This window comes from Microbispora sp. ATCC PTA-5024, assembly GCF_000511135.2.
GTDB lineage: Bacteria > Actinomycetota > Actinomycetes > Streptosporangiales > Streptosporangiaceae > Microbispora > Microbispora corallina.
In genome coordinates, this window is record NZ_KI866523.1 from 221,199 (window position 1) to 246,897 (window position 25,699).

Annotated in this window: 20 protein-coding genes; 4 read left to right on the plus strand and 16 right to left on the minus strand. The window is 73.8% G+C overall.

The window, feature by feature from the left end; all coding sequences use genetic code 11:
- Window positions 1–204 precede the first annotated feature (204 nt).
- The 3 genes from MPTA5024_RS13530 to MPTA5024_RS13540 all read left to right on the plus strand — a co-directional run bounded on the left by MPTA5024_RS13530 (window position 205) and on the right by MPTA5024_RS13540 (window position 3,013).
- Window positions 205–1,086, plus strand: a complete 882-nt coding sequence (locus MPTA5024_RS13530) for a UbiA family prenyltransferase (protein ID WP_232326455.1) — start codon at window positions 205–207, stop codon at window positions 1,084–1,086.
- A gap of 78 nt (window positions 1,087–1,164) precedes the next feature.
- On the plus strand, window positions 1,165–2,232 hold the full coding sequence (locus MPTA5024_RS13535; RefSeq protein WP_157099461.1) for a sensor histidine kinase: 1,068 nt from the start codon (window positions 1,165–1,167) through the stop codon (window positions 2,230–2,232).
- A 70-nt stretch (window positions 2,233–2,302) separates the two neighbouring features.
- A complete protein-coding gene (locus tag MPTA5024_RS13540) occupies window positions 2,303–3,013 on the plus strand; it encodes a response regulator transcription factor (protein ID WP_084369688.1) in 711 nt (236 codons plus the stop codon).
- Here the strand turns inward: MPTA5024_RS13540 and MPTA5024_RS13545 are convergent.
- From MPTA5024_RS13545 to MPTA5024_RS13615, 15 genes are all read right to left on the minus strand, one after another.
- Entirely contained in the window at window positions 2,981–3,913 is a 933-nt protein-coding gene (locus MPTA5024_RS13545) for an aldo/keto reductase (protein ID WP_036324290.1), read from the minus strand. The two genes, MPTA5024_RS13540 and MPTA5024_RS13545, sit on opposite strands and share 33 nt — an antisense overlap.
- Before the next feature lie 196 nt (window positions 3,914–4,109).
- Window positions 4,110–5,588: a dihydroorotase gene (locus tag MPTA5024_RS13550; RefSeq protein ID WP_051458141.1), complete on the minus strand. Its 1,479-nt coding sequence runs from the start codon at window positions 5,586–5,588 to the stop codon at window positions 4,110–4,112.
- On the minus strand, window positions 5,576–6,658 hold the full coding sequence (locus MPTA5024_RS13555; RefSeq protein ID WP_036324292.1) for an acyl-CoA dehydrogenase family protein: 1,083 nt from the start codon (window positions 6,656–6,658) through the stop codon (window positions 5,576–5,578). The genes MPTA5024_RS13550 and MPTA5024_RS13555 overlap by 13 nt, the downstream gene beginning before the upstream one ends.
- 70 nt (window positions 6,659–6,728) lie before the next feature.
- The gene (locus tag MPTA5024_RS13560; RefSeq protein ID WP_036324293.1) at window positions 6,729–7,517 is read right to left on the minus strand and encodes a cupin domain-containing protein; all 789 of its coding nucleotides are present in this window, start codon (window positions 7,515–7,517) and stop codon (window positions 6,729–6,731) included.
- Window positions 7,518–7,585: 68 nt separating this feature from the next.
- On the minus strand, window positions 7,586–8,836 hold the full coding sequence (locus MPTA5024_RS13565; protein WP_036324295.1) for an MFS transporter: 1,251 nt from the start codon (window positions 8,834–8,836) through the stop codon (window positions 7,586–7,588).
- Entirely contained in the window at window positions 8,833–10,074 is a 1,242-nt protein-coding gene (locus tag MPTA5024_RS13570; RefSeq protein ID WP_051458143.1) for an ATP-grasp domain-containing protein, read from the minus strand. Before MPTA5024_RS13570 ends, MPTA5024_RS13565 begins: the two co-directional genes overlap by 4 nt.
- Before the next feature lie 303 nt (window positions 10,075–10,377).
- Window positions 10,378–11,385 carry a pyridoxal-phosphate dependent enzyme gene (locus MPTA5024_RS13575; RefSeq protein WP_036324298.1) on the minus strand — a complete coding sequence of 336 codons (1,008 nt, stop codon included), beginning with the start codon at window positions 11,383–11,385 and terminating at the stop codon, window positions 10,378–10,380.
- Between the two features lie 22 nt (window positions 11,386–11,407).
- A complete protein-coding gene (locus MPTA5024_RS13580; protein WP_036324299.1) occupies window positions 11,408–12,907 on the minus strand; it encodes an MFS transporter in 1,500 nt (499 codons plus the stop codon).
- Between the two features lie 45 nt (window positions 12,908–12,952).
- Window positions 12,953–14,407 carry an FAD-dependent oxidoreductase gene (locus tag MPTA5024_RS13585; protein ID WP_036324301.1) on the minus strand — a complete coding sequence of 485 codons (1,455 nt, stop codon included), beginning with the start codon at window positions 14,405–14,407 and terminating at the stop codon, window positions 12,953–12,955.
- The gene (locus MPTA5024_RS13590; RefSeq protein ID WP_051458413.1) at window positions 14,404–16,434 is read right to left on the minus strand and encodes a molybdopterin oxidoreductase family protein; all 2,031 of its coding nucleotides are present in this window, start codon (window positions 16,432–16,434) and stop codon (window positions 14,404–14,406) included. Before MPTA5024_RS13590 ends, MPTA5024_RS13585 begins: the two co-directional genes overlap by 4 nt.
- Before the next feature lie 233 nt (window positions 16,435–16,667).
- On the minus strand, window positions 16,668–17,750 hold the full coding sequence (gene aroF / locus MPTA5024_RS13595; RefSeq protein WP_063794688.1) for a 3-deoxy-7-phosphoheptulonate synthase: 1,083 nt from the start codon (window positions 17,748–17,750) through the stop codon (window positions 16,668–16,670).
- 89 nt (window positions 17,751–17,839) lie between these two features.
- A complete protein-coding gene (locus MPTA5024_RS13600; RefSeq protein WP_036324303.1) occupies window positions 17,840–19,525 on the minus strand; it encodes a class I adenylate-forming enzyme family protein in 1,686 nt (561 codons plus the stop codon).
- Between the two features lie 5 nt (window positions 19,526–19,530).
- Window positions 19,531–20,487: a prephenate dehydrogenase/arogenate dehydrogenase family protein gene (locus MPTA5024_RS13605; protein WP_051458144.1), complete on the minus strand. Its 957-nt coding sequence runs from the start codon at window positions 20,485–20,487 to the stop codon at window positions 19,531–19,533.
- 2 nt (window positions 20,488–20,489) lie between these two features.
- Window positions 20,490–22,565, minus strand: a complete 2,076-nt coding sequence (pabB, locus tag MPTA5024_RS13610) for an aminodeoxychorismate synthase component I (RefSeq protein WP_036324305.1) — start codon at window positions 22,563–22,565, stop codon at window positions 20,490–20,492.
- Window positions 22,566–22,611: 46 nt separating this feature from the next.
- Complete coding sequence (locus MPTA5024_RS13615) at window positions 22,612–22,920, minus strand: chorismate mutase family protein (protein ID WP_051458145.1); 309 nt, start codon at window positions 22,918–22,920, stop codon at window positions 22,612–22,614.
- A 364-nt stretch (window positions 22,921–23,284) separates the two neighbouring features.
- On the opposite strand from MPTA5024_RS13615, the gene MPTA5024_RS13620 reads away from it, so the two are divergent.
- A complete protein-coding gene (locus MPTA5024_RS13620; protein WP_157099462.1) occupies window positions 23,285–24,613 on the plus strand; it encodes an ATP-grasp domain-containing protein in 1,329 nt (442 codons plus the stop codon).
- A gap of 10 nt (window positions 24,614–24,623) precedes the next feature.
- Here MPTA5024_RS13620 and MPTA5024_RS13625 read toward each other — a convergent pair whose 3' ends face one another.
- Window positions 24,624–25,658 carry a LacI family DNA-binding transcriptional regulator gene (locus MPTA5024_RS13625; protein ID WP_036324308.1) on the minus strand — a complete coding sequence of 345 codons (1,035 nt, stop codon included), beginning with the start codon at window positions 25,656–25,658 and terminating at the stop codon, window positions 24,624–24,626.
- Between the last annotated feature and the right edge of the window lie 41 nt (window positions 25,659–25,699).

The window sequence follows — 25,699 nt, forward strand, 5'->3', positions numbered from 1 at the left end:
AGGGGGCAAGGAAGAAGCAACTAGAGTGCTGCCCGGATGACCCGGACGATCGGTAGGGGTATCGAAAGTTGTATTACCGCTACAACCTCCCGTTGGGCCCCCTTACCGACCCCTGAAAACCGGCACATACTCCGGATCATGATGAGAAGCCGAGCCACCGCGGGACGAATTTCCATTGGGCCCCTCCGAATCCTCGGAATGTGCGTGACCGAGGCCCGGCCGAGCGTTCTGGCCATCTTTTTCCTGCGTTTCGTCGCGGGCGCCGCCCTCGACGCCGGGCCCGACCCCGCCGACCCGCTCCGGCTGGCCTTCGGGGCCCTGGTCTGGCAGTGCGCGATCTTCTTCGTCTACCTGTTCAACGGCGTCATGGACGTGCGCGAGGACCGCGTGAACGGGTCACGCCGGCCGATCGCGCGGGGAGACCTCGACCCCGACGTGGCGCTGATCGTCTCCGTCATCGCGGCCGCCCTCGCCCTGCTCGGCGCCCTGCTCCTCGGGGGGCCGATGATCTGGCTGGTCACAGCCGTGCTCGTGCTCGGCTACCTGTATTCGGGGCCGCCGCTGTACCTCAAGCGGTGGTCGAGCGCGACGGTCGTCGTAGGAGGCGTCGCGGGACTGCTCACCTACTACGCCGGCTTCGCCGTCCACGGAGACGGCCTGCCGCCGCGCGGCAGCGTCGCCCTGCCCGCGTTCGCCGTCGCCGCCGCGCTGTGGATGGGTCTCGTCGGCACACTGACCAAGGATCTGCCGGACATCGCGGGCGACACGGCCGCCGGGCGCGCCACTCTGGCCGTCAGCCATGGGGAATTCGCCGTACGGGTGATGATGTCGGGCGTCGCCGCGACTCTGGCACTCACGTTCGCCGTGCTCACGTGGATATTCGAGCTGCCTGTGGGCGGGGCGCCGCTCGCCATGCTGGCAGGTGCCGTCATCGTGGTCGTTCTCACCCATACGTCGCTTTCGCGGGGGACCCGGGCCCGCCGGCGCCGTCCCTACAGAGCGTTCATGGTCACGCAATACGCCCTACATTTAGCTGTGCTTCTTCCGGTAGTATCACAATTCTTATTGTCTGGGCGTGCACCTTAGTCCAGGATGGAGGCACTCGTCCGCTTCCTCCCGGAGGGTCCATTGGCGGGAGATGTAGAACAGGGGTGGACAGCCCCGGTGGACTTCGAGGGTTTCCTCGAAGCACATCGCACCGAGATTTTGGAAGCGTACGCGACGAACCTCACGGCTCTGGACAGCCCGATCACGCACGACCCCGAAGCCCTCCGTCAAGCGATGGACAACGCGGGTCAGATTCTCGACGACGTGGCCGAGACGCTCCGGGCAGGGAACATTCGAGTGGGGGAGTCGCACAAGCTGATCGCCTGGGAGGTGGGCGCCTCCCGGGCCGCGAGCGGGGTCCACCCGGACGAGTCGCTCCGCGCGGCCTCCGTGTGGTTCCAGGCCGTGGTGACCTGCCTGATGGAACGGATGCCGGGAGACCCCGAGTCGGTCCGCCTGCTCACGCTCGTCGTGCTGGGCCTGGAGCGCAGCATCACGGCGCGGATCCGGGAGTCGGCCGCCAGCTACTCGAGCTTCCTGCTCAACAAGGTCCACGAGGCCCAGATCGAGGAGCGCCGGCGCATCGCCCGCGAGCTGCACGACCGGATCGGGCACGGCCTCAGCGTCGCCCACCGCCAGCTCGAGCTGTACGACCTGCACCGCACCGGCAAGCCCGCCACCGCGACCGCCAAGGTCGAGACGGCCCACCAGGCCATCCAGGAGACGATGCTCAACCTCCGGGCGGTGACCTCGGAGCTGCACCCGCACGAGCCGCTCAACAGCCTGGAGAAGGCGCTCGTCTACTACCTGGAGACCGTCGACATGGACCACGTCGACATCCGGCTCCGGGTGAGCGGCGACGAGACGTGGGCGGCGCCCGCGGTGCGCGACGAGTCGTTCCTGATCCTGCGGGAGGCGACGCGGAACGCGCTCAGCCACGGCCTGCCGAGCAAGGTGCTGATCCGGGTCGACTTCGCGCCGCACGAGCTGCGGGCGTCCGTGGACGACGACGGCCGCGGCTTCGACCAGACGACGGGCGGCGGAAGCCGGCCCAGGTCCGACGGCGTGGGGTTGCTGTCGATGCGCGAGCGGGCGGCGATCATCGGCGGCACGACGACGATCACGAGCAGGCCCGGCCACGGCACCCGGGTGGACTTGTACGTGCCGTTCGGGCGCATCACATGAGTCGTCGGGACGGCGGCGAGGGCCGTTCCGGTGGACGGACGAGGGGCTGAGCGATGACGAGAGGCGAGGCATGAGCGCGGCGGGCGGGGGAATCAGCATCGCCATCGTCGACGATCACGCGCTCTTCCGCGAGGGGCTGCGCGAGATCCTGGAGGCCCAGGACGACTTCCAGGTGGTGGGCGAAGCCGGCGACTCCGAGGGGGCGGTGTCCCTGGTCGAGCGGGAGCGCCCCGACGTGGTGCTGCTCGACGTCGAGATCCCCGGCGACGACGCCACCCAGACCGTGACGAGGATGCGGGCCATCTCGCCCGAGTCGCAGATCATCATCCTGAGCATGTACGACGGACCCCAGCTGCTGAGCCGCCTGCTGTCGGCGGGCATCCGCGGCTACCTGCTGAAGAGCGTCCACCGGCAGGAGCTGGTCTCGGCCGTGCGGAGCGTCCGCACCGAGCCCGACCGGCTCGTGCTGGCCGTCTCACGCGACTCGTTCGCGCAGGTGCAGGGCGGGTCGTCGGTCGTGCTGAGCGACCGCGAGCGGGAGATCCTGGAGCTGGCCGCGCAGGCGCTCAGCAACTACCAGATCGCCACCCGGCTCACGCTCACCGAGGCGACGATCAAGCGGCACCTGCACAACATCTTCACCAAGCTCGGGGCGGTCTCCCGGATCGACGCGGTCAACAAGGCGCTGGCGGCCTCGCTGATCACGCCCCGGCGCGACCATCCGACGCCCCGCTCCCGTCCGGGCGGGTCAGTCGCCAAGGGCCAGCGGACCCTCCCCTAGCGGGAACGTCTCGGCCAGGCGGGCCCTGACCCCCTCGGAAAGGACGATGCCGGCCGCGGCCAGGTTCATCTCCAGGTGGACCAGGTCGCGCGTGCTGGGCACCGGCACCACGTCGTCGCCCTGCGTGAGCAGCCAGGCGATGGCCAGCCGGCCCACGCCGACGTCGAGGTCCGCCGCCGCGCGCTGGGCCTCGCGCAGCCGGCCCAGCTCGAGCGCCAGGCTCTCCGGGGCGAACCGGGGGTCCCGCAGCCGCACGTCGCCGGGCGCGAGCTGGGCGGAGGTGGTGATCCTGCCGGTCAGGAAGCCCCGCCCGAGGGGGCGGCAGGCCACCACGCCGACGCCCAGCTCCCGGGCGGCCGGCAGGTGCTCGCGTTCCGCCTCCCTGCGCCACAGCGAGTACTCGACAGCGAGAGCGGTCACGGGCACGGCCTCGTGAGCGCGGCGGAGCTGGCCCGCCGTCACGCCGCGGACCCCGACGTGGCGGATCTTCCCGGCGGCCAGGAGCTCGCCGGCGACCCCCATCGTCTCCTCGACGGAGGCGCAGCCGGCCGCCGGGTTGACGTAGAACAGGTCGATCCGGTCGACGCCGAGCCGCGACAGCGCGGTGTCGCAGCACCTCACGAGGTCGCCGGGGCGCGAGCCCGGCCGCTGACGCGCCGAGGTCGCGATCACCGCCTCCTCCCGCCGGTGCGCGACCGCCTTCCCCACCAGGCGCTCGACCTCACCGTCCCCGTGGATGTCGGTCGCGTCGATGAGCGACACCCCCGCGTCCAGGGCCCTGCGCACCACCCGCAGCGACTCGTCGGGGTCGGCGTCGCCGTACACCCCGGCGACCGACAGGCAGCCGAACCCGAGGCCCGCGATCTCGGGCCCCCGGGAGCCCAGTGTCACGCGCCGCATGTCGTCGCCCCCGCGGCGGAGGGGCGCCCGGGCGGCAGACCGGTGATTACGTGTTCCTCAATCACTTCACAACACCAGGGAGGGGAATGGGTGTACGGGAATCGCGGCCGGTCCACGAGGTGGTCGCAGCGGTTCGCCCCAATACCAGTCGCATATTGGGCCAGTCGTATTTTTCTACCCCTATATTCCCCTATCTCTAGGACCGTTCGCGCTGCAAATCCGGCAAACCGGGAGAGATATAAGGGCTGATTCTCGACGGCGAGCGGGAGAAGGGCGGGCGTCCTCCGGGCCGCCGGACGGCCAGGTCGGCCGGACGCTCCGCGGGCGGGAAGACGCCGTCGGGCGGCCCGAAGGTCTCCATCCCGGCGTCCCATATCACCTGGCCGCGGCGCAGCGTCAGCACGGGACGCCCGCTGACCGGCCGGTCGTCCCCGGCCGTCGGGCGGCACCTGCCGTACGCCTCGGCAGAACCGGATGTCCATTGTTCCTCCGTGTCGAAGACGACCAGGTCGGCGTCCATGCCGGGGGCGATCCGCCCCTTGCGGCCGGCCAGCCCGAACAGCCGGGCGGGATTGTCCGCGCACAGCCGGGCGATCAGCCGGAGCAGCTCCCCCGGGCCGGCGTCCGGCCGCCGGGCGCGCATGCCGGCGTAGACGGCCGGCAGCAGCTCACGCACGCCGGGCGGACCGCAAGGCACGCCGGCGGGGGCGCCCGACTCCCCCGGGACGTGCGGGGCGTCGCCGCCCCCGATGGTCGCGGCCTCCCCCCGCCACACGGCCTCCCACAGCCGCTCCCGGTCCCGTTCCGACCGGACGGCCCGGCACGGTCGCGCCCGCGAGCCGGGCCGGCCGGCGTCGGCCTCCGTGGACGACAGGTGGTGCGGCGTGACCTCGAAGGTCACCGGGAGTCCCTGGCCGGCGGCCGCCGCGAGCAGGCCCGCCTCCCCGGCCGTGGCGACGTGGACGACGTGGACGGCCGTGCCGTGCCGGCGGACCAGCTCGACGATCCGCCCCACCGCGTCGACGTCGCCGTGCCGCCGGTCGCGCACGTCCGGACGTGACGACGGGGGCGCGCCGCGCCGGCCGGCCGGGTCGTCCTCCAGGTGAAGCAGCAGCCGCAGCCCGGCCCTCGCGGCGGCGGCGAAGACCTCCGCGGCGCGGGTGGCGTCCGAGCCGCCGGCGGCGGGCAACGCGGTGACGCTCACAGCGGCGGCCGGGACCACGTCCGCGAGCAGGTCCACCCGGTCCGGCCGCACCCCGAGGTGGAAGCGGAAGTCGACGAGCGACTCCCCGCGGACCAGCTCGGCCCGGGCCGCCACGCCCGGCGGGTCGAGCAGCGGGGGCACGGTGTCCGGCATGTCGATCACCGTGGTCACGCCCCCGGCGGCGGCGGCGCGGCCGGCGCGCCGCCAGTCCTCGTGGCCGGCCTCGGAGCCGCCGATGTGCACGTGGGAGTCGACCAGGCCGGGCAGCACGTACCGGCCGCGGGCGTGGAGCACCGACCGCGTGGGCGGCAGCGAGCCGTCCCGCAGCGCCTCCGGCGGCACGAGGCGGGCGATCCGGCCGTCGCGCACGAGGACGCCGCCCGGCGTCACACCGTCCGGCGTGACGATCAGGGCGTCCCTGATCAGCAGGTCCGCCAGGTGCGGGGTGGCGAGGCAGGTCAGCCGGCCCACTGCGCGCCCACGAGATCGCGGCACAGGTCGTTCGACGGCCCCATGAGGGCGACGGCCCTGGCGTCCCGCTGGAGCCGGTTGACCGGGTGCGACCGGAGGAAGGCGCCGCCGCCGAGCAGCCGCGCGGCCTCCGCCAGCACGCTCTCGGACACCTCCGAGGCGAACAGCTTGCTGTGCAGGGCGGCCGTCCCCGGGTCGGGGGCGTCCCGCCGGCCGGCCCGCTCGACGATCGCCAAGACCGCCTCGACGCGGGTGGCCAGGTCGGCCAGCCGCCGGCGGACGGCCGGGTCGCCGAGCCCGCCGGACGCGCGCAGCCCGGCAACGAGATGGGCGTAGCCGGCCTCGGCGATCCCCGCGCTGACCGCGCCGAGCGTGGCGCCGCATTCCCGGACCGCCGCGATGACGCCGCCGGCCCTCCCGACCTCGCCGAGCCGGTCCCGGTCGTCCACCCGGCAGCGCCGCAGCGCGATGCCGCCGGTCGCCGAGCTGCGCACGCCGACCAGGTCCATCGGCGGGGTGCTCGCCAGCCCCGGGTTACCGGCCTCGACCAGGAAGAACGTCGGGCCGGCCTCCGGCTCGCCGTCCGCGCCGCCGGCCTGGGCGAGGACCAGGTAGAGGTCGGCCAGGCCGGCCCCCGTCACGTACGCCTGCAGGCCGTCGAGCTCCCACACGCCGCCGTCCCCGAGGACGGCCCACATGGACGGGTCGTCCTCGTCGGCGCAGTCCTCGCTCCACGCGGACGCGGCGAGCCAGCGGCCCGTCCCCAGGGCGGGCAGGAGGCGCTCCCGCTGCTCCCGGGTCCCGTGCTCGGCCAGCCGGGCGGTGACCGCGAAGTGCTGGAACAGCACGACGGCCATCGAGGCGTCCGCCCGGGCCACCCGCGTCACCAGCCGGTTGGTGTCCACGGCGTCGCCGCCGAACCCGCCGTACCGGACGGGGACGGCCGCGGCGAGGACACCGGAGGCCCGCAGCGCCTCCAGCGCGTCCCCGGCCGGCCTGCCGTACTCGTCGGCGGCGGAGGCGGTGGCCTCCAGGACGGACAACAGGTCCGACAGCGAACCCTGTCTCAAGGCGGTCAGACCAGTAGAGACGGGCATCTCACACTCTCCTTGCGATGAAGTGCAAAAAGCGCGACGCGCGTCACCGCACCTCGGCGGAGACGCCGGCGACGCCGTACAGCTCGGGGTCGAACGGGGCCGGGCCGCCGAACGCCACGAACCGGTCGGCGCGGTGGCCGGAATACGGGTTGCGGGCGCCGTGCGGGACGTCCGGCGGGGCGAAGACGCCGTCGCCGGGGCCGAGGTCCACCCAGCGGTCGTCCAGGTAGAACTGGCCGCTGCCCTCGAAGACGAAGTACGCCTCGTCGCTTCCGGGGTGGGTGTGGACGGCGAGGGTCTCCTCCGGCATCATGATCACGCAGTGCAGGCAGAGCCGGGCGCTGCCCGCCCCCGGCCAGAACAGGACGTTCGTGGCGGCCGTGCGCCGGGGCGCGCGGCCGATCCCGGGGAGGCCGGCCAGCCGCGTCTCGCTGTTCCACAGCGAGCGGAACCTGGCGGGCCTGGTCCCCCGGCGCGCGCCCTCCGGCAGGACGCTGGTCCAGACGTAGACCGTCATCTCCCGGTCGCCCGCCGAGACCGAGTAGGTGCTCCCGGTGGGCGAGTACAGCGCGGACGCCCCGCGCATCGGGGAGATTTCGAAGTCGACCGTCCCGACGCCGGAACCGGACAGCACCACGGCGACCTGCTCGGCCCCCTGGGCGTCCGGAGGCGCCCACTGGCGGCCGGGCGGGATCTTGACGGCGTCGACGCTCGCGAACGTCGCGCCGATCTCCGGGCCGACCATCCGGCTCACCCAGCAGTCGCCGCACTGCCGGTACCCCAGCTCGGCGGCGCGCAGCACGGCGCCGGAGGCGTGCCTTGTCAGGTTCATCGGACTCTCCCTTGCTGTGGCGGCGTCGCGGACGGGGGCGGGGACGGGGTGGGCGGTCCGGCAGCCCCTCAGGCCCGCGCGAGCGCGGGGCGGGCGGCGGACGGGGCGAGGATCGCGCGGTACTGCGAGATGATCACCAGGCCGAACAGGCCGTAGAGGGCGGCCATGCCCCACGGCGGGACGACCGACCCGACCGTGATGCACGCCGAGGCGACGACGAGCGCGATCCGGATGTTGAGGTTGTACACGGCCATGTAGCGGGTGCGGGCGCCGTCTGGCACCATGTCGGCGAGCAGCGTCTGCCGGACCGGCACGTCCATGAGCTCGCCGATCGTGAGGACGAGCGCGGCCAGCAGCAGCACCCAGCCCGTGTCGCTGACGGCCAGCACCATGTAGCCGGCGGTGAACAGCCCGGCCCCCGCGTAGAGCCGCACGCGGTCGGGCACGCGCCGCAGCACGACGTGGGCCACGAGCGCGAGCACCACGACGAGCACGGTGTTCTCCGCCCGCAGGATGCCGAGCATCTCGACGCCGTCGACTCGTACGGTCCACGGGAGAGCCGGTATCAGGTCCTGCCGTGGCAGGTCCCTGGCCAGCCGTACGCCGATGTAGTTGATGAGCTGCAGCTCGATCGACATGAACAGCGTGGCGGCGACGAGCAGCCGACCGAAGGCCCGGTCCTGGAGGACCAGCCGGTAGCCGGAGGCGAAGTCCCGCAGGATCGACTGCCGGGTCTCCTGGACGGGGGTGTCGGGGCGGGTCTCGGCGATCAGGACGAACGTCGCGGCCGCGATGCCCACCGTGCCCGCCGTGGCGAGGCCCAGCAGCAGTGTGAAGTGCCCGTTGTAGAGGAAGCCGCCGACCAGGGCGCCGAAGGCCAGGGCCAGGTTGATGGACCAGTAGTTGATCGTGTAGACGAGCTTGCGGCTCTCCGGGCCGGTGACGTCGAGGATCATCGCGTCGTTCGCCGGCATGGCGAAGCTCGCGGCGAACTTGTTGACGACGTAGCCGGCGTAGACGGCCATCGGGGCGTGCCACGCGTCGGCCGCAGCCATGACCCCGAACGTCAGGCAGACGCCCAGCTCGCCGAGCAGCAACGTCCGCCGCCTGCCGTGCGCGTCGGACATGTGGCCGCCGGCCAGGGTCCCGACGACGCCCAGCGCCATGACGGCCACGACCAGGACGCCCGCGACCGCCACGCCGTACTGGAAGGCGAGGTAGACGGCCATGAACGACATGACCATGCTGTCGAGCAGCCGCTGGACGAAGCCGACGGCGATCCGGACGCGCAGGTTGGGGTGGAGCGCGGCGAGCCTCATGACGGCGCGCCCGCCCCGGCGGGCACCCGCGCCGCGATCTCGTCCGGCTCGACCTCGACGCGGACGAGCGACTGGACGTGCCGGGCCCGCGCCAGCGCCTGCTCCTCGGTGTCGCCGCTGACGACGACGAAGCCGTGCCTGGTGCGCCAGTCGACGGTCACCGGCACCCGGCCGCCCGGCTGGAAGGGCATCTCCAGCATGTCGACGAAGCCGAGGGCCCGCGCCTCCTCCACGCCCTGCACCGACCTGACCAGCCCCGGGGTGAAGGAGAAGTACGCGATGTGGGCGACGCGCCGCCGCTCGCGGGGGCCGGGGGCGCGGCCGCCGAGGATGCGGAAGACCGCCCGCTCGATGTCGATCCCGGTGCTGAGCTGCACCAGCCGGGGGATCTGGTCGCCGCCGAGCCGGGCCTGCGACTCGACGATCCGGGGGCCGGACGAGGTCCAGATGACCTCGGTGTGGGCCGGCCCGGTCCGGTAGCCGGCGGCCGTGAGCAGGCGCACGGCCAGCTCTCCGATGGCCCGGGTGTCCGGCCCGTCCGGCGCCGGGTGGACGTGGCCCGCCTCGACGAACAGCGGCGGCGGCCCGAGGACCTTGCGCGTCACGCCCACCACCTGGTGCCGTCCGCCGTCGCTGAGCGTCTCGACGCTGAACTCGGGCCCGCGCAGGTACTCCTCCACGAGGACCGGGCCGCGGTAGTCGCAGGAGTCGAGCAGCCGCCCCCACTCCTCGACCTGGCCGGCGTGGTGGAGCAGGTACACGCCGCGGCTGCCGGCCAGCTCGGTCGGCTTGACGACGACCGGGAGCTCGAAGCCGCCGAGCAGCGCCGGCACGTCCTGCCACCGGTCGGCGGTGGCGAAGCGCACCGGCGACATGCCGTGCTCGGCCAGCAGCCGGCGCATGGCGAGCTTGTCGTTGAGCAGCTCGATCGAGCGGCTCGGGTTGACGGCCTTGCCCAGCTCCTCGGCGATCCGGTAGGTCGCGAGCATGCTGTCCTCGGCCCCGATGTGGTAGATCGCGTCGGCGTCGAAGTCCTGCGCGGCCCGCCGCACGGCCCGGTCGAAGACGACGGGGTCGGAGAAGTCCGTGAGCACGAACGCGTCGGCGAGCTCGGCGATGCCGTGCAGATAGTCGGCCGTCTGCAGGGTGGGGTCCCAGATCGCGCAGATCCGGTGCCCCTCCTCCCGGGCCTTGATGACGAAGGCCCGGTACGGCATGACCATGACCAGGTTGCTCACCGGGATCCCTCCCTTCCGCTGGTGGTGTGGTGCGTCCCGGGGCCGTTGTCCGGCATCAGTAAGGAAGCCGGCGGCCGGACGGAGTGCGTAGGTCAAGCGAATTCGGCTTCGGCTTCCTGGGCTTTTCCACCCTTATTTGTTGAGCCATTTCACTGTCCTTCCCATTACCGTCCGGCCGCTGGGACTGGCCCTCTGACCAGCAGATTAGGCACGAACGAGATGCCACACAATGACGGGTAACCCTTGTGACCGGCCCGGATAACGAAGGAACATCCGGCCTACAACTTTCGTTATGCGAAAGCGCTACGAATTGTTCGCGCGCTCCCATTCCTCGGGCGGCCCGCTGTCGGTGAGGACCGTCACGACGAGCGCGTCGGGCGGCAGCGTCGCCGCCAGGCGCCAGGCGGCCAGCCAGCCGGCGGCCGAGGCGCCGCCGACCCGGATGGCGGTCAGGCGCAGGAAGCGCCGCATCGCCGCGAACGCGTCCTGAGCCGTGACCGAGACGTGGACCGCGTCCGGGACGAACGCCTCCACGAACGGGTGCGGGAGGCCGTCCCCCGCCCCGTCGCCCGCCGAGGGCGCCGGCCCCTCCTCCGTCCCGTACGGCATGTCGGCGGGGGTGACCGCGACGACGCCCAGGTCGGGGAAGCGGCTCCGCAGGGCCAGCGCCACCCCGGCGAGCGCGCCGGCCGAGCCGAGCCCGCCGACCCAGTGGGTGGGCCGGCGCCCGCCGAGCTCGCGGAGGATCTCCTCCCCCGTCCCGTACCGGTGGACCGCCACGACGGGGAGGTCGTGGATGTCGATGGACGTCCATCCGGGCTCCGTCGCGGCGATCTCCAGTGCGCGGCCGGCGAGACCCGCCTCACCGGCCGCGTCGTCCACGAGGTCGACCCGGACGCCGTACGCCTGGATGGCGCGCAGCCAGCTCGGCGGGACGGACGCCGGGAGCGCGAACCGCATCGGGATTCCGGTGAACGCCCGCAGGTACCCGAACGCCCGGGCCAGGCTGCCGGACGACCAGCCGAGGATCCGCAGCGGCGGCCCGTCCTCGTCGTGGTCGCGGATCGCCTGGCACAGCAGGCCGTACGCGATCCTGTCCTTGATCGACCCGGCCGGGTTCTCGAACTCGCACTTGGCGACGATCCGGGCGCCGCCCTCGGGGGAGGGCACGTCCAGCAGGGTGGTGCCGCCGATGAGGTCCCGGCAGGTGACGAGGCCGGGGTACCGGCGCAGGGCCGGGCCGTCGTCGACGGGCTCCACACGCAGGGCCGGCAGGCTCTCGCCGAGCCGGGAGAACGTCCCGCTGGTCATCGCAGTCCCTCCTTTGAGCGGGTCAGACCTCGGCGTACGCGAGGCTCGGCGCGCGCCGGACCAGCAGGGCGCGGCGCAGGTAGACCCACCAGGTGACGCCGGCGAGCAGCACGTACGCCCCGGCGAACACCCACAGAGCGGGCAGCGACCAGCTCGCGTGCTCCTGGGCGACGCGGGCCGCCACCGGGCCGGCCTTGCCCTTCATGGCCGCCGCGACGTCGAGGCTGGCCAGGCGGAACGCCTGCTGGATGAGGAAGCCGCCGAACGCCCCGATGGCCCCGGCGATGCCGATGACCGCCGCGGCCCGCCGCTTGAAGGCCGTCACGGTCTCGGCCGGGTCGAGCCCCCGGGCGGCCGCCTCCTTGCGGCCGAGCTCGCCGAAGATGACCGGGATCATCCGGTAGGTCGAGCCGTTCCCGATGCCCGAGCAGGCGAAGACCACCATGTACGCCCCGAAGAACAGGGCGAACTGGTGCCGCTGCACCCCCGCGGCCGCCGCCATCGTGGCCAGCACCATCCCGGCGAACACGGCGAGCGTCACCCGAGCGCCCCCGAAGCGGTCGGACAGCCAGCCGCCGAACGGCCGGGCGGCCGAGCCGACCAGCGCCCCGGCGAAGCCGAGCCCCGCGAGGTAGTCGCGGATGAACGCGTGCTGCGCCAGGAACTCGGGGAACGTCGTCTTGATCACCAGCGGCAGCGCGAACGAGAACCCGATGAACGAGCCGAACGTGCCGATGTACAGCGCCGACACGATCCACGTCTGCCCGTGCCGCAGCGCCGACGCGTACGCCCGGGTGTCGGCCTTCGCCTCCGTCAGGCTGTCCATGAACAGCCACGCGCACACCCCGGCGACCACGATGAACGGCATCCACATCAGACCGGCGTAGGCCAGGTGGACCTGCTTGCCGACCAGCGCCCTCGGCACGCCGACGATGACGACCAGCGGGACGAGCAGCTGCACCACGGCGACGCCGAGGTTGCCCCCGGCGGCGTTCAGGCCGAGCGCGAAGCCCTTGCGGCGCTCGGGATAGAAGAACGAGATGTTCGCCATCGACGAGGAGAAGTTGCCGCCGCCGACGCCGGCCACCCCCGCGCAGGCGAGCAGCACGGCGAACTGGGTGCCGTGCGGCTGCGCGGCCAGCCAGCCGCTCGGCACGACGAACGCCAGCAGCGAGGTCGGGATCAGCAGCATCGCCGCCGAGACCGTCGTCCAGGCCCGGCCGCCGAAGCGCGGCACGGCGAACGTGTAGGGGATCCGGATGGCCGCGCCGATCAGGTTCGGCAGCGAGACCAGCCAGAACGACTCCGACACGCTCATCGGCAGCCCGGCCGCCGGCAGGCTGAGCACCACCACCGACCACAGCACCCAGATGGCGAAGCCGATGTGCTCGGTGAAGACCGAGAAGGCCAGGTTGCGCCGGGCCACCCGCCGCCCCGTGGTCTCCCAGAACTCCTCGTCCTCCGGATCCCAGCGCTCGATCCACCTCCGGCCGCGCGGGGCGGCCGCCGTCGTCGTGTCCATGCCGATCTCCTCGTCGGTCGGGTCCGTCAGTCCTTCATGGGTCGTTCATCGGGCCGTGGCGGGCTGGGCGGCGAGCCATCGGGCGACGCCCGCCACCGTGTCGCGGCAGGTGCCGCAGCCGGTCGTCGCCCGGGTGGCCGTGGCCAGCGCCGGGACGTCCGCCGCCCCCGCGCGCCAGGCCGCGACCAGCCGCTCCTTGCTGACGGAGTTGCAGCGGCAGACCACGCTCGACGCCGGCAGCGCCGCCGGGTCCGCGCCGCCGCCTCCGGCCGCGCCGTCGGGGAGGGCCCGGCCGAGCAGCAGCGCGAGCCGGTCGGCGGGCACCGGGATGCCGCCGTCGTAGAAGCGGGTGATCGCGGCGGCGGCGTCGGGCAGCCCGAGCGCGATGGCGCCCGCCACCCGCTCGTCGCGGACCACGAGCTTGGCGTAGCGCCCCCTCGCGGCGTCGGTGAGGCAGAGCACCTCGGTGTCCGGGTCGTCCGGCGCGGTGTGCACGTCGCCGAGCGCGGCCAGGTCGACCCCGCTCGCCTTGAGCCGGGTCACCACCGACGTCCCCCGGTACGGCGTGGCCTCGCCGAGCAGCAGCCCCGCGAGCGCCGCCGCCTGCTCCCAGGCCGGCTGGACGAGCCCGGAGACGGTGCCCGGGTGCCGGGCGCAGTCGCCGATGGCGCGGATGGCCGGGTCGCTCGTCCGCAGGTCGTCGTCCACGACGACGCCCCGGTCGACCTCCAGCCCGGCGGCCTCCGCCAGGCCGGTCTCCGGCCGCACCCCGGCCGACACGACGACCAGGTCGGCGGGCACCAGGCCGTCGTCGAGCTTGAGCCCGTCGCCGGGGAGGTAGCGGACCGCGCGGGCGTTCAGCCGCACCCGCACGCCGAGCCCGCGCAGCGTGCGCGCGAGCACGTCACCGGCTCCCGGGTCGAGCTGGCGTTCCATGAGGTGGCCCACCGGGTGGACCACGGTGACGGGGACGCCCCGGCCGGCCAGCCCGCGGGCCGCCTCCAGGCCGAGCAGCCCGCCGCCGAGCACAGCCACCTCGGCGCCGCCGCGCGCCGCCGCCTCGATCCGCGCGCAGTCGTCCAGCGTGCGGAACGTCTCGACGCCCGGCGCGGGCGCGCCGTCGTCGGCGAGCAGCCCCTCCACCGGCGGCACCCACGCGCGGGCCCCGGTGGCCAGGACGAGCACGTCGTAGGCGACCGTCGTCCCGTCGTCCAGCAGCGCCTCCCGGCGGTCGCGGTCGACCGCGACCACGTCGCGGCCCCTCCGCAGGTCGACGCCGTGCCCGGCCGCCCACGCCTCGTCCTGCAGCCGGACCGACGCGGGCGACATCGCGCCCGCCAGGACGGCGGACAGCAGCACCCGGTTGTACGGCAGGTGGGGCTCCCGGCCGGCCGCGACGACGGCCAGCCGGTCCCCCCGCGGGTCGCGGCGGCGGATCTCCTCGGCCAGCCGGGCGCCGGCCATGCCGTACCCCGCGATCAGCACCGTTCGCCGTCTCATGACCGGGCCTCCCTCGCGGGCGAGAGCCGTACGGCGCAGACCTTGAACTCGGGCATCCGGCTGACCGGGTCGAGCGCCGGGTTGGTCAGCAGGTTGGCCCGCTGGTCGCCCGGGAAGTGGAACGGCAGGAACACCACGTCGGCCGGCAGCGAGTCGACGCACCGGACCCGGACGACGACCTTCCCGCGCCGCGAGGTGACCGCGGCCAGGGCGCCGTCACCGAGCCCGGCCCGGCGTGCCGTGTCGGGGTGCGCCTCGACGTACCCCTCGGGGACGGCGGCCCGCAGTTCCTCCACCCGCCGGGTCTGCGCGCCGGACTGGTAGTGCTGGAGCACCCGGCCGGTGACGGCGTGCAGGGGGAACTCGGCGTCCGGCGGCTCGGCCGGACCCGTGTGGTCGACGGCCGCGAAGCGGGCCCGGCCGTCGGGGTGGGCGAACCGGTCGAGGAACAGCCGGGGCGTCCCGGGATGGTCCTCGGCGGGGACCGGCCAGTGCAGGGCCTCCCCCGCGCGCAGCCGGTCGTAGGTCACGCCCGAGTAGTCCGCGGGCCCGCCGGCCGAGGCCGCCCGCAGCTCCGCGAACACCGCCTCGGGATCGGCGGGGAACCGCTCCGGCGGCTGCCCAAGCCGTACGGCGAGGCCGTGGAGCACCTCCAGGTCGGTCCGCGCCCCGGCGGGGGGCGGCAGCGCCCGGCGGCGCAGCAGGACGCGCCCCTCCAGGTTGGTGAGCGTGCCGTCCTCCTCGGCCCACTGGGTCACCGGCAGCACCACGTCGGCGGCGAGCGCCGTCTCCGACAGCACGATGTCGGCCACGACCAGCAGGTCGAGCGCCGCCAGCCGGCCGGCCACGCGACGCGCGTGCGGGGCCGACACGACGGGGTTGCTGCCGAAGACGAGCAGCGCGGACGGCCCGCCGGGCGTGCCGAGCGCGTCGAGCAGCTCGTAGGCCGAGCGGCCCGGCCCCGGCAGCGCGTCCGGATGGACGCCCCAGACGCGGGCGACGTGCGCGCGGGCCGCCGGGTCGTCGATCCGCCGGTAGCCGGGCAGCTGGTCGGCCTTCTGCCCGTGCTCGCGGCCGCCCTGGCCGTTGCCCTGCCCGGTGAGACAGCCCCAGCCGGAGCCGGGACGGCCGGGCAGGCCGAGGGCGAGGGCCAGGTTGATCCAGGCGCCGGCCGTGTCGACGCCGGTGGCGTGCTGCTCGACGCCCCGGCCGGTGAGCACGTACGCGCCGGACGCCCCGGCCAGCAGGGCGGCCGCCCGCCGCTGGTCGGCCGCCGCCACACCGGTCACCCGCTCGGCGCGCTCGGGCCACCAGGCCGCGGCGAGCCGCCACGCGTCGTCGAACCCGGCCGTGCGGTCCCGGACGTAGTCGCGGTCGAGGTGCCCGTCCGCGACGGCGGCGTGCAGGATGCCGAGGGCGAGCGCGAGGTCGGTGCCGGGGGCGGGCGCCAGGTGCAGGGCGGCCCGCTCGGCGGTCGGGGTGCGCCGGGGGTCGACGACGATCAGGCCGCCGGCCTCGGTCGCCCTGCGCAGGTGGGACAGGAACGGCGGCATGGTCTCGGCCGGGTTGGCCCCGGCGAGCAGCACGACGTCGGCGCCGTCCAGGTCGGTGACCGGGAACGGCAGCCCGCGGTCGAGCCCGAAGGCCCGGTTGGCCGCGGCGGCGGCCGACGACATGCAGAACCTGCCGTTGTAGTCCACCTGCGAGGTGCCCACGGCCACCCGGGCGAACTTGCCGAGCAGGTAGGCCTTCTCGTTCGTGAGCCCGCCGCCTCCGAAGAGCGCGACGGCGTCCGGTCCCCGCTCGGCGACGATCTCCCGGAGCCGTCCGGCGACGAGACCGAGCGCCTCGTCCCAGCTCGCGGGCCGCAGGACGCCGCCCGAGCGGACGAGCGGGGTGGTGAGCCGGGCGGGCGAGCCCAGCAGGGCGGCCGAGGTCCAGCCCTTCTGGCACAGGCCGCCGCCGTTCGTCGGGAAGTCCCGGGGACGTACCCGGACCGAGGTGCGCCCGGCCGGGGACAGGGACATGCCGCACTGCAGCGCGCAGTACGGGCAGTGCGAGTCGGTGGGGACGTCGATGGACCTGTCGGGGCGGGGGTCGCGGGCGGCGGACGCGGCGACCACGGGGAGCGGGGCCGTGCGCATCGGACTCACCTCCGGTCCGGCGAAATCGGGCGGGGGCCGGGCGAACAGGGCGAACCGGCCTCCGGCGCGGCGGGGAGGCCGAGCCGGAGGCGGGGTCCGGTGGGGTGCCGCGGCGGTCAGACGACGTCGCCGGTCAGCACGTCGTGGATCTGCGAGTAGTCGGCGGCCGGGCCGATGCCGAGGCGGCGGCCGAGGCCGAGCGCGAGCGAGTCCAGCCGCCCCATGATCCGGCCGAAGTCGGCCGGGAGCAGCGCCTGCTTGCCGTCGCAGAGGGCCTGCTGCGGCTGCACGTGCACGTCGATGAGGAGGGCGTCCGCGCCCGCGGCCACGGCGGCCAGCGTGAGCGGCTCGATCAGCTCGGGCACGCCGAGGGAGTGGCTGGGGTCGACCATCACGGGCACGTGGGTGCGCCGCTTGAGCAGCGCCACCGCCGACAGGTCGAGGGTGAACCGGGTGGACCCCTCGAAGGTCCGGATGCCGCGCTCGCACAGCACGAGCTGGTCGTTGCCCTCGGCCAGGATGTACTCCCCGGCCGTCAGCAGCTCCTCGACCGAGCAGCCGAAGCCGCGCTTGAGCACGACCGGCATCCCGGTGCGGCCCACCTCGCTGAGCAGCGAGAAGTTCTGCATGTTGCGGGTGCCGATCTGGAACGCGTCGGTCACCTCGGCCATGCGGTCCACGTGCCGGGGGTCGACCACCTCGGTGAGGATCGGCAGCCCGGTCTCCTCCCTGGCCTCGGCCAGCAGCTCCAGCCCGGCCCACTTGAGGCCCTGGAAGGAGTACGGCGTGGTCCGGGGCTTGAACGCGCCGCCGCGCAGGCCGACCGCGCCGTGGCCGGCGACGGCGTTGGCCGTGGACAGCATCTGCTCCCGGTTCTCCACCGCGCACGGGCCGGCGAAGACGGCGATGTCCCCGTCCCCGATGACGGCCGAGCCGATGGACACCTTGGTCCCCGATGGGACCAGCTCGCGCCTGCCCAGCCGGAACCCGCCGCTCGCGCGGACCGTATGCGCCGGCCGCGGCAGGTCCTCCGGCGCCGGGAGCCGGGTGGCGGGGCCCTGGGCCACCATCACGTCCACGGCTCCCAGCCGGTAGGTCGTGGCCGTCGTACCGGTGGAGTCGAAGTGCTGTGTCCACCCGTCGATGCCGGACCGGTCGACCTTCGAATCGAACACGAGCAGCAGCTCGGCGTCACTCATGGGAATCCTCTCCGCATCGGTGTGAGGGCATCGGGTCGTTGTCGGGGCGGGACCCGGGCCCGGCGTCGCCGCCGGGCCCGGGCGGGCGATCACACGAACACGTCGTTGAGGATCGTGCCGAGGGACTTGCCGCCGCCCTCGCGGATGTAGGTCGACAGCGAGCTGTACTTCTCGCGGAGACGGCGCTTGAGGACCTTGCCGGTGACGCCGACCGGGAAGTCCTCCTCGCTCCTGGCGACCTCGAGCATGGTGAGCTCGGGGTGCCCGGCGGCCCGCAGGGCCTCGTTCGCCTCGTTGAGCAGCTTCTGCGCGTCCGGCCTGGCGGCGCTGGAGGTGACGACCGCCACCGGGACCGTGCGGCCGCGGTGGATGCCGGCCACGACGGCGACGTCGAGGACCTCGGGCAGCTCGTTGAGCATGAGCTCCTCCATGAAGACCGAGTAGCCGGTGCCCGTCGGGGTCTCGATGGCGTCCACGGCGCGGTCGACCTGGAAGTAGTTGCCGGCCTCGTCGCGGTAGGCCATGTCGCCGGTGAGCCAGAAGCCCGACAGCTTGCTGCGGTAGGTCGTGTCGGAGTCGCTCCAGTAGCCCGCGGTGATGGCCGGGCCCTTGGCGCCGAGCAGGCCGACCTCGTTGACGTCGGCCTCCGTGCCGTCCCTGCGCAGCACGGCCACCTCGGCGACGCCGACGGGCTTGCCCACGCAGCGGTCGTTGCGCTCGTCGGCCAGCGTGCGCACCTTCAGCAGGACGCCCCAGCCGAGCTCGGTGGTGCCGAGCCGGTCGAAGAACGAGGCGGGCGCCCGGTCGGGGCTGCGCATGCCGAGGATCGTCTTGATGTGCTTCTCGTGGACGGCGTCGCCGATCGAGATCCACACGTTGACCGAGTCGATCGCCCCGGCGGGCAGGTCGGCCGCCGCCAGCTCGGCGTACGCGTGGCCGAAGGCCATGACCGTCGTGGGACGGTACTTCTCCACGGCCTTGGCGAGCTCCGGGCCGCTCGTGTCGTACCAGGGGACGAGCGGGGTGCCGCCCAGCACGGCGTACGTGGAGTAGGCGATGCAGCCGAGGTGCGACTGCGGCAGCGCGGTCATCATGATGGCGCCGGGCTGCTCGTGGTGGTCCACGAGGCGGAAGCGCGGCCCGGCCACGCACGACCGGTGGGTCTGGATGACCGGCTTCGGCCGCCCGGTGGTGCCGGACGAGTGCAGGATCGAGACCGGGTCCTCGTCCACGTGGCGGAACCGGGCCTCCTGGGGGAGCTTCGCGGGCGGGGGCGCCGGCAGCTCCTCGGCCACCTGCGTCCACCGCAGGCCCGGCAGCAGGTGGAACTCCTCGCCGAGGATCTCCAGGTGGTCGAGGTCGGTGTAGACGCCGACCGGGTTCGTCTGCCGGCACAGCTCGGTCGCGATGTACCGGGAGGCCTTGCTGTTGACCAGCACCGCCACCGCGCCGATCTGCGCCAGCGCGTAGAAGTGCACCGAGTACGCGAACGAGTCGTGCAGGTAGATGGCCACCCGGTCGCGGGGCCGCACGCCCTGCTTGAGGTACCACACCGACCAGCTCTGCACGAGCTCGTCGAGGTCGAGCAGGCTCAGCTCGGTCCGCTGCTCACCGCTGGGAACGGTCAGCGGGCGGCCCAGGTGGATGAACGGCAGCTCGGGGTGCGGGTTGGCCTCGATCGCCTTGGTCAGCAGGTTGCCGCCGCCGAGGTCCGGGTCGGCGGCCAGCCTGGCGCGCTGCTCCGGAGTGAGGACGGTCTCGTGGGACAGGGTCATCGTTCTCACCTTTCGGTCATTACTGACGGTTCAGAAACGTTCGTGGACAGGGCGTCGGGGTGGTAGGAGGACATGCCGCCGAACATCCGGGCGCACATGTCGCGGTAGAAGCCGAGGTCGGGGCCGAGCAGCTCGCGCAGCGACCCGAGGGCGGCGGCGAACCGCTCCTCCCCCTCCCGCTCGACGAGGGCGGACAGGTCGCGGACGCCCGCCGCGAGCGCCTCGCGGGCCGCCGGCGCCTGCGGGTTCGCGGCCTGGACGTCCCAGTAGACCTCGGGCGTCCCGGACGCGATGCGGGCCAGCAGCGCGAGCAGGGTGGCGTGCGGCGGAGGGGCGACGGCGGCCAGCTCCGCCACCCCGACCCCGAGCCGGTCCAGCGCCAGCCCGAAGGCCAGCACGGCCGCGTGGGTGAGGGCCTGGGTGGCCGCCGCGAGCCGGTCGTGCTCGTCCTCCTCCACGAGGACGACCCGTCCGCCCCACGACCCGACCAGGTCCAGCAGCGTGCGGGCGCGGGGGCCGTCGTGGACCACGACCGCCGCGACCGGACGGCCCTCGAACCCGAGCGAGGGGGCGAACATCGGGTTCAGCGCGACCGCCTCGACGGCCGCGGCCCGGGCCCGGACCTCCCGGACGATCGGGCCCTTCACCGACAGCGTGTCGGCGAGCAGCGCCCCCGGCCGCATGGCCGCCGCCACCCCGGCGGCCGCCGTCAGCGCCACCGGCTCGGGGACGGCCAGCAGGACGAGGTCGGCGCGGCCGAACTCGGCCGCGAGCCCGCCGTCCGGGGCGGTGACGTCCCCCTTGAGGAACCGCGCCCCCGGGAGGCGCCCGGGGAGCGGCGCGGCGGCGTCGACGACGAGCACGTCGGCGCCCGACCGGAGCAGCCGGTCGGCGAACAGCCCGCCGACCGCGCCGGCTCCGCCCACCACCACGCAGCGCCTCAGGGCTCCGGGCGCGTCCATCGTCAGGCCCCCACGACCTGTGCGGCGGTCGCGACCACCGCGGTGACCATGGCGCGGGACTTGACGACCGTCTCCTCGAACTCCTCCTCGGCGTCCGAGAGGGCCACGATCGCTCCTCCGACGCCGAAGCTGACCCGGTCGCGGGTGGCGACCAGCGTGCGGATGACGATGCTGAGGTCGGTCGCCCCACTGAGGGAGAACCAGCCGAGCGCGCCGGAGTAGACGCCGCGCGGCCCCTCCTCCAGCCGGTCGATGATCTCCATCGTGCGGATCTTCGGGGCGCCGGTCATCGAGCCGCCGGGGAAGGCGGCCCGCACGCAGGTGACCACCGACTCCTCGGGGCGCAGCGTCCCGCGGATCGTGGAGACGAGCTGGTGCACCGGCGCGTACGTCTCGACGTGGAACAGCCGCGGGACGTGCACCGAGCCGACCTCGCAGACCGTGTTGAGGTCGTTGCGGATCAGGTCGACGATCATCAGGTTCTCGGCGCGGTCCTTCTCCCGGCTCAGCAGGTCGTGGCGGAGCGCCTCGTCCTCATCCGGGGTGGCGCCGCGCGGGCGGGTGCCCTTGATGGGCTTGGACTCGGCGACCCGGTCGGGACCGATCGTCATGAACCGCTCGGGCGAGGCGCTGAGCACGGCCACGTCGGGGAAGTCCAGCAGCGCGCCGTACGGCACGGGGCTGATCCGCCGCAGGTGGGAGTAGGTGCGCAGCGGGTCGATCACGGCCCGGAGGGTCACGGAGTTGGTCAGGCAGATCTCGTACGACTCGCCGTGGTAGATCTCCTCCAGGCACTCCCCGATCCGCTGGACGTAGCCGTCCTTGTCGTGCCGCAGCTCCACCGTGCCGGCCACCGACGGGTCGTTCATGCCGACGCCGGAGAACGGCGCGGGCTCCGACGGCTCGCTCGGCGGGAGGGACAGCAGCCGGGCCGCGGTGTCGTCGAGCCAGGCCACGGCCTCGCCGCCGGCGTCCGGGCCCTCCGTCAGCGCCAGCAGGTAGGAGACGCCCTCGACGTCGTCGAGGACGAGCATCCGGTCGGCGAACAGCATGGCCGCGTCGGGCTCCTCGGCCGTGTGCGCGTCCGACCCGCCGGCCTCGGCCTTGAGCTCGTAGCCCAGGTAGCCGACGTACCCGAGGTTGAAGTCGAACGGCAGGCCGTCGGGCGCCGGGACGTTCCGCCGCCTGAGCTGCTCGTCGAGGTACTCGAAGAACGGCCGCTCGACCCGCTCCTCGGTGCCGTCGGAGCGCCGGACCCGGACCGCCCCCTCGGCCACCCGGTACGTGATGTACTCGGCGAGGGGGCCGGTGCCGTCGCCCATGAAGGAGAAGCGGGACAGCCCGTCGACGACCGCGCTGCTGTCGAGCCAGAAGCCGTGCTCGCCGTCGGCGAACAGCTCCCGGTAGGCCCGCTCGGCGTCCGGCAGGACCGGCAGCGTGCGCACGTGCACCTGGTACGGCGCGGCGGCCTGCGCGGCCGCCGTGTTCGCGGACCGGGACGCGCGGTGGGCGGACGCGAGGTCGCGGAAGTTGGCCAGCAGCTCCCGGCCGTGCTCGCTGCTGATCGACTCGGGGTGGAACTGCACGCCCCAGATCGGCTCGGTGCGGTGCCGCACGCCCATGATCACGCCGTCCTGGGTCCAGGCGATCGCCTCCAGCTCCTCGGGCAGCTCGGTCGCGGCCAGCGAGTGGTAGCGCACCACGGAGAACGGCGAGGGCAGGCCGGCGAAGATGTCGTCACCCGTGTGGATCACCTGGGAGATCCGGCCGTGCATCGGCTGCGGGGCGTGCGTGACGGTTCCCCCGAACAGGTGGCAGATGCCCTGGTGGCCGAGGCAGACGCCGAGCACCGGGAGCCCGCTCTCGCGGATCGCGCGGGCGCTCACCCCGAAGTCGCGGGCCCGGTCGGGCCGGCCCGGTCCCGGGGAGATCACGACGCTGTCGAACTCCTCGATCGGCACCTGCGACCAGTCGGTGTCGTTGCGGACCACGACCGGCGGCCGGCCGTTCACCTCCCCCAGAAGCTGGTAGAGGTTGTAGGTGAACGAGTCGTAATTGTCGATCAGGATCGTTCTCATTCCTGGCTGCCCTCCATGCCGTGGGTGGATAGCTGGGTGCGCGCCGCTACACGGCGGTGACATCGCCGATCACCAGGTCCTCGACGCGGCAGGTCTCGGCGATGATGAGGTCGTAGAGCCGGCGCAGGAATCCGGGATCGATCCCGTGCTCGCCGGCGTACCGCGCCGCCCGCTGCTGGACCACGCCGATCCGGTGCGGCTGCATCATCGGCACGCCGTGCTCGCGCTTCACGTGCGCGATGTCGACGCAGCACTCGATGCGCCTGCGCAGCAGGTCGAGCAGCGACTCGTCGATCCCGTCGAGCGTCGCCCGGAGCGCCTCCAGGCCGCCGTCTCCGGCGCCGTTGCCAGCCATCTGACCAACCCTCCAATGAACGGAGTCGAATGGATCGCCGTCACGTTCCGGCGATTCAAGAATTCGCAGCGGGGAGGTGGTGTCACAACCCCTAACGACCCCACATGAATAGCCGCGGAAATCCGTCCGGAAAGGGCGCCGTCCGCCGGCCCGCCGATTCACCGGACCACCCCTCCGCACCCCCAGTCGACCCCTGCGCCGCAGGTCGTAGGCCCTCGAAACGGCCCGTACGGCACCGGAATCCGTTGACCCGGCGCGGCGGGGAATCGTAGCCTCCAGTCGGTAAAACGGTGCGGCACGGGAACGCGAAAGGCGCTCGCCGAAATCGGAGCCGCGAATGCACGTGAAAGGTGGCGGTGTCGAAATGAAGCCCGACGCGTTCGTCCTCACCGGCTCGTTCCTGGTGATCTGCCGCGCTCCGCTCTACCTGCAGGAGCTGTCCCGCCGGGGGCTCACGATCCTCGTGGTCACCCCCTCCGTCTGGCGCGAGCAGGCGCTGGTCCAGACGGCCGACCCGGACCACCCCGCCTCGGCCATCACGGAGGTCGCGTTCGTCGACGGCGACGTCAACACGGAGAACTCGTTCACGGCCGGCGTGATCTCGAGCGTCCGCGACTGGCGGGAGCGCTACGCGATCAGGGGCGTCTACGCCGTGGGCGAGACGCTGGTGGAGCCGACGGGGCTGCTCGCCGACGCCCTGGGGCTGCCCTCACCCGGCCTGCGGGCGACCCGGGCCTGCCGCAGCAAGTACCTCCAGCGGTGGTACCTGCCCGAGTTCAGCCCGGCCTCCACGGTCGTCCCGCCGGCCCGCCGGCGGTCGTTCGACGCGGACGCCGTCCGGTACCCGGTCGTCGTGAAGCCCACCGGCCGGCACTCCAGCTCCGGGGTCGAGACCGTCGCCGACGCGGCGGAGCTGCGCGCCCAGTTCGGCTCGTACCTGCCGCACGAGACGGTGCTGGTCGAGGAGAAGGTGGCCGGCCAGGAGTTCTCCGTGGAGAGCCTGGTGCAGGACGGCCGGCTCTTCTTCGCCTCGGTGACCCGTAAGGAGACGACCGAGTCGGGCACCCGCTGCTTCGTCGAGCTGGCCCACTCGGTCCCCAACGACATCGAGGGCGTGGACGACGTGATCCTCGACGCCAACCGGCGGATGCTCGAGGCCCTGGCGTTCCGGAACGGCATCGCGCACGCCGAGTGGCGGGTGGACGCCTCCGGCCGGCCGTACCTGATGGAGGTGGCCGCCCGCACTCCCGGCGACGGGCTGTCGATCCTCTACCTGCTGGCCACCGGCGTCCCGCTCGAACCCGCGATCGTCCGGATCGCGCTCGGGGAGCCCGCCGACTACCCGGCGCCCCGGCGGTACGCCCGGCAGGTCTACCTGGAGCACGAGCCCGGCCTGCTCGCCGACGTCACCGTGGATTGGCCGGGCATCGTCCCCCAGTGGGTGGGCGAGGGCGGCCTGTGGCCGGAGATCGAGCCGGGCGCCCCCGGGGACCCGCCCGCCCTGCGCGCCGTCCTCGTCACCAAGGACCCCGGCGACCTGCTGGGACCGCTGCACAGCTCCGACGACCGGGCCGTGTCGTTCCTCATCGACGCGCCCACGGCGGCCGAGCTCGACGAGCTCGAACTGCGCGTACGGCAGGCCGTCCGGGTGCACACGCTCTCGCCCGCCGAGCCCGCCGGCGCGCGGATGTGAGACGGCGCCGTCAGCGGGAGGGGACGCCGGGCGTGCTCTCCCGCACGACGACCTCGCCCTGGATCCGCCGCGACCGCGGGCGTGCGGCGGGCTCGGACAGCACCATGCGCAGCGCGGCCTCCCCGATCTCGACCAGGGGCAGCCGGACCGTGGTCAGCGCGGGCGTGACGTCCCGCAGCGTGACGATGTCGTCGAAGCCCGCGACGGCCACGCCGCGGTCGAGCCCGCGCGACCGCAGCGCGGCGATGGCCCCCACCGCCATCACGTCGTTCACGGCGAACACGCACTCCACGCGCGGCCCGTGGTCGAGCAGGCGGAGCATCGCGGCGTGCCCGCCGTCGCGGTTGAAGTCCCCACGGGCGACCGCGTCCGGCGGCACGGACAGACCGGCCGCGGCCAGCCCCTCGGTGAACCCGGCCAGGCGGTCGGCCGCGGTGAGCAGCCCCGGCGGGCCGGCCAGCACGCCGAACCGGCGGTAGCCGAGCCCGGCCAGCCGGGCCGCCAGGTCGCGGGCGCCCGCCCGGTTGGCGACGACGACCGTGTCCACCGGCAGCCGCCGCTGGCTGATCAGGGCGACCCGGCCGCCCGACCGCTCGAACGCGGCGAGCTCCTCGCCCAGCCGTCCGAGCGCCTCCCTGTCGTCGGTGCGCGACCCGGCGATGACGATCGCGGCGGCCCGCAGCCCGCGCAGCGACGCGACGTACTCGATCTCCTTGTCCGGCCGGCGCTGGGTGCTGGCGATGCTGACGATGAGCCGGTTGGCCTCGGCCACCCGCATGGCGCCGGCCGCGATCGAGGAGAAGTAGGGGTCCTCGATGTCCTGCACGACGAGCCCGACCACGTTGGTCCGGCCCCGCGCCATGGCCTGGGCCTGCGCGTTCGCCGTGTAGTTGAGCGCGCGGGCCGCCCGCTCGACCCGCTCGCGGATCTCCGGCCCGACGTTGCGCGTGCTGCCGTTGACCGCCCGGGAGGCCGTGGCGAGGGACACGCCCGCCTCTCGCGCCACGTCCTCGAGCGTGACCACGCCGCGCCGCTCCGCCGTCATCGCCCGGCCCTCGAACCCGCACCCATGGTCCTCATCATGGC